Here is a 4,303-nt window from a genome sequence, read left to right as displayed (position 1 = left end):
TTATAAATACTGGTACTTTCAATCCTGAAAAAGTATCAGAAATCATTATTCAAACATTAAAGGTGATATAAATGGCATCAATCGAAGTAGGTAGAGTATGTGTTAAAATTGCTGGTAGAGAAGCAGGCGAAAAATGCGCAATTGTTGAAATTATCGATGAAAACTTTGTAGAAGTTGTTGGCGAAGCAGTTAAAAACAGAAGATGTAATATTGCTCACTTAGAACCAACTGAAGACACTATCGATGTTTCAGGCGATATCGAAGCTATCAAAGCAGCTTTAGCAGATTTATAAATGAATAATTAAGTTTATTCATTATTTTACTATTTTTTATACTATTTTTTAAGGTTTTTTTCATGAAGTTTGAGATGGTTACAAAATCCAGAAGTTTCACTGATCCTAATTTCGGCTGCAAACCGGAAGAAAGAGAAATTACTGATTATATCTCTAAAGGTGTAATTAACCTGGATAAACCGTCAGGTCCGACATCTCATGAAATAGACTCATGGATTAAACGAATTTTACCAATTGAAAAATCAGGTCACGGTGGAACACTGGATCCTAAAGTAACTGGAATTTTGCCGGTTGGTCTTGATGAAGCAACCCGTGCAATACAACTACTTTTAACAGCTCCTAAGGAATATGTGTGTTTATTGACGTTCCATCAGGATGTTTCTGAGGATAAAATTCGTGAAGTATTTGCCGAATTTACAGGTAAGATATTCCAATTGCCTCCTGTAAAGTCAGCCGTAAAACGTGAACTCAGAACACGTAACATTTACTATTCAACTATTTATGAAATAGAAGGCAGAGATGTGCTTTTCAGAATAGGCTGCGAAGCAGGAACCTATGTGAGAACATACTGCCACAATATAGGTGAAGCTTTAGGTGTAGGAGCTCATATGGCTGAGCTTAGAAGGACACAGGTAGGTTCATTCACGGAAAAAAATAATCTGGTTACATTACAGGATGTTACCGATGCATACCATTTCTGGATTGAAGATGGTGATGAATCATTCCTTCGTGATGCAATAATGCCGATGGAAAGGGCTGCAGATTACCTTCCAAAGATTGTTATTAAGGATTCTGCTGTAGATGCGGTTTGTCACGGTGCAGATCTTGCATGTGGTGGAATATCCAGTTTGGCAGATAACATTCAAAAGAATGATATTGTAGCAATCGAAACTCTTAAAGGGGAACTGGTCGGTGCAGGTCATTCCTTATTGACTTCAAATGAAATTCTTGAAGCGGATTCTGGATTTGCAGTTAATGTTTCCAAAGTATTTATGAAACCTGATACTTATCCAAGGTTCTGGAAGTAAACTTACTTGAATTCTTTGTTTTCGATTTTATATAATTTCCTCAAAAAAAACAGTTAAGATTATTGTCAAGTAGCAGTCAAAATTCCATGTCTTATATTAAAAGTAGCTTTGATTATTTCGTGTTTTCTAATTTTTAATTTTATTAAGTTTATCGTTTCTTAATTTAAAGTTAATCTATTTGTGGTTTTTCATTATTTGTTTTTTTAGATGTATAAGTGGCAATGCAGATTTGGTTTTTTTACTGTATAATCTGAAAAATTAATGTTTTAAAAAATAATAAAAAGGAGGAGTGCTAGAAAGCGCCTCCGCCTCCACCACCTGATCCTCCTCCGAGGCCACCGAAATCACCGAAATCACTGTCGGTTGATGGATTGGCTGAGGATTGGCCTGTCATAAATGCATTATGCATCATGTAGTATCCTCCATAGTGGTGGTAAAGGAATACGTCATCATCGTATACAGATATATTCTTTTCCTGGAGTTTCATGGATTTATAGACATTGTCCGCCACTCCGAGTGCAGCGCCGTAAATAAGGTACTTTTTCCACACAACAATTGATTCCGGAGGGTGTTCGTTAATTAAACTGTTGTCCTTTAGGAATTTCTTAAAGTTGCTCCATTTAAGATAGAATACTCTGCCTTTTTTGGTCCATTGTCCGAAAATATCATTAGGAAGGAATATTACAATAAGTGAAAAGATTGCAAGGGCAATTCCACCTCCAATTGCAAATATTCCATTTCTGAGATTTGTAAATAATCCTAATACGAAAATGATTATTCCAAGGAGTATTCCACAGATTCCCAAAATTTTCATAAATTTGGATCCCTTATTGTTGAAATAGAGTTCAAGATTATCAGAATCCAGATATTCATGTTTTACGTCCTGCTGCCATTCATTATATTCTTCCATAAACATTTTGGCGTTGGATTCATATGACAGGTCATTGTTTAAATTTGAGAGGTTTACGATATCGTTGCTGTCTGAAAACATTTCCATAATGTCGAAAACTGTATTTTCATGAATAGACAGACTGGAAGTTCGTTCTCTATTTAATTTTAAGTAGAGGTCTGTCAAATCAGTATTAGGATCTCTTCGGGCTTCCAGTTCAAAGACCTTTTTGTCAATGAGATTTAGTATCGTAGCTTCAAATCCATTCATATTGGGTGTTCCGATATCCCTGCTGTTGTCGATTAATGCATTCACCATCGCAGGCGGATCATCAGTTGGAGGTTCCCTTTCATAAATTCCGTCATAATTCACTTTAGGTTCCCTTCCGAATCTGAGGTAAATGATTATTGATGCAATTGGACTTATGAGGGACAGCAATCCCAGAACAATGAATGATGTGTTCCAGAAGTTTCTTCCGTTTACGCTTTCATCAAGATTATGAATTATCTGTTCACGTCCCATTCCATTCACGTGTCTTGCATAAGTTGCATTGTCAAAATCACTCAAAGGCATCAAAACGAGCAATTCGTAAAATTCTCCAGACGGAATTGAAGTTGATGTTACGGAAATGGTATTGTTTGTCAGGTCACTTGAAGAGTTATACTCCTGAGGATTTAGGAAATATTCGATGTTCTTATTTCCTGGTAGGTGAACAACTGCGCTTAGGCCATTAACGCCCACATCCCAGTTTTCTCCCCATAGTTTGTACTGAAGTCCTGCAACATCATTAAATAGGGTAACGGTATTTTTCATGTCATAACTGATGTAGACATTTACGCTGGTGTCTGAAATCTTTTGTGTGTGGGCTTCATCGGCATATAGATATATTTTCAGATGCTTTACTCCATTTTCGTCAGTTACTTTCGTTTCTGAATAGGCTCCTTCAGTATGTACTGTAATATTGTCGATGGTTTCTCCCTCTTTTAGGGGAATGTCCCTATATACTCCATTGAAGGTGCCCTGAAATGTATAATGATATATTTCATCTACATGAAGTAGACCATTATTTCCAACGGTTAGCTCAATGTAGCCCTGATCAATTCTATAGCTTTTATTGTCATCTGCCGAAACGATGGCTATTGTTGAAAATAATATAAAGAATAATAAAATTATACAAAATGTTTTTTTAACATTCATATAATTTCACCTTTTATTTTAAAATTTAACTTCAGGTACTGCAGTTTCGCTTTCAGGAGCTTTATAGAATTCTGCTTCATGGAAGTTGAACATACGAGCGAAAAGACTGCTTGGGAACTGCTCGCACGCATTGTTGTATTTATAAACAACATCGTTATAGAATTGTCTTGCATATGAAATTTTATCTTCAGTTTCGGTCAATTCTGACTGCAATTGCTGGAAATTGGAATTGGCTTTTAGTTCCGGATAATTTTCAGCCACTGCGAACAGGTTTTTCAAAGCACCGGTTAACTGGTTGTCCGCTTCACTTGCCTCTTCAATGTTTGATGCATTCATGACATTGCTTCTTGCTTTTGTAACATTTTCAAACACTTCTTTTTCGTGTCCGGCATAGCCTTTAACGGTTTCGACAAGATTTGGAATAAGATCATTTCTTCTTTTCAATTGTACTTCTATTTGTGCATAGCTGTTTTTCACTCGATTTCTAAGACTTACTAAATTGTTATATAAGTGTATGATAGTAAAAACAATGAAAAGGATTGCTACTATTAATACAATAATTACAAGGATATCCATCATTTTATTCACCTAATTAATTATGTATTCTATTAAAAAGATATATTTTGTCTTTTTATTTTCGTAATTTTTTTAGTAATGAAGTGTTAATTATTATTAGGTTTCCAAGATTTTTTTAAAATTATCTAGTTTAAACAATAACTTTATATATGTTGAAGTGGATATATTATTTTATCATATTATTCTAGACAATATGATGTGCAAGTATTGCTAACTATTTTATGCCGAGATAGTCTAGCCTGGTAAGGCGCGAGACTGGAAATCTCGTGGGCGTTCAGCCCTCCTGGGTTCAAATCCCAGTCTCGGCGTTTATTAGTTTT

General features: G+C 35.2%; 4 protein-coding genes and 1 tRNA gene. 3 read left to right on the top strand and 2 right to left on the bottom strand.

All coding sequences use genetic code 11. The annotated features are described in order from the left end of the window. The first annotated feature begins 71 nt into the window (after window positions 1-71). A complete protein-coding gene (locus tag QZU83_RS10275) occupies window positions 72-293 on the top strand; it encodes a 50S ribosomal protein L14e (RefSeq protein WP_295611897.1) in 222 nt (73 codons plus the stop codon). Between the two features lie 62 nt (window positions 294-355). Then, window positions 356-1,321: an RNA-guided pseudouridylation complex pseudouridine synthase subunit Cbf5 gene (locus QZU83_RS10270; protein WP_295611896.1), complete on the top strand. Its 966-nt coding sequence runs from the start codon at window positions 356-358 to the stop codon at window positions 1,319-1,321. A gap of 292 nt (window positions 1,322-1,613) precedes the next feature. Here the strand turns inward: QZU83_RS10270 and QZU83_RS10265 are convergent, their stop codons facing one another. Both QZU83_RS10265 and QZU83_RS10260 read right to left on the bottom strand, forming a co-directional pair. Beyond that, window positions 1,614-3,407, bottom strand: coding sequence for a DUF2207 domain-containing protein (locus tag QZU83_RS10265; protein WP_295611895.1), 1,794 nt, complete (start codon window positions 3,405-3,407; stop codon window positions 1,614-1,616). An 18-nt stretch (window positions 3,408-3,425) separates the two neighbouring features. Next, window positions 3,426-3,983 carry a LemA family protein gene (locus tag QZU83_RS10260; protein ID WP_295611898.1) on the bottom strand — a complete coding sequence of 186 codons (558 nt, stop codon included), beginning with the start codon at window positions 3,981-3,983 and terminating at the stop codon, window positions 3,426-3,428. A gap of 223 nt (window positions 3,984-4,206) precedes the next feature. On the opposite strand from QZU83_RS10260, the gene QZU83_RS10255 reads away from it, so the two are divergent. Continuing rightward, window positions 4,207-4,291 (top strand) — tRNA-Ser (locus tag QZU83_RS10255). Window positions 4,292-4,303 lie beyond the last annotated feature (12 nt).

The sequence above is a fragment of the uncultured Methanobrevibacter sp. genome (assembly GCF_902771435.1).
Lineage (GTDB): Archaea > Methanobacteriota > Methanobacteria > Methanobacteriales > Methanobacteriaceae > Methanocatella.
Note: the sequence above shows the minus strand (reverse complement) of the source record. Positions and strands in the feature narration are given on the sequence as shown.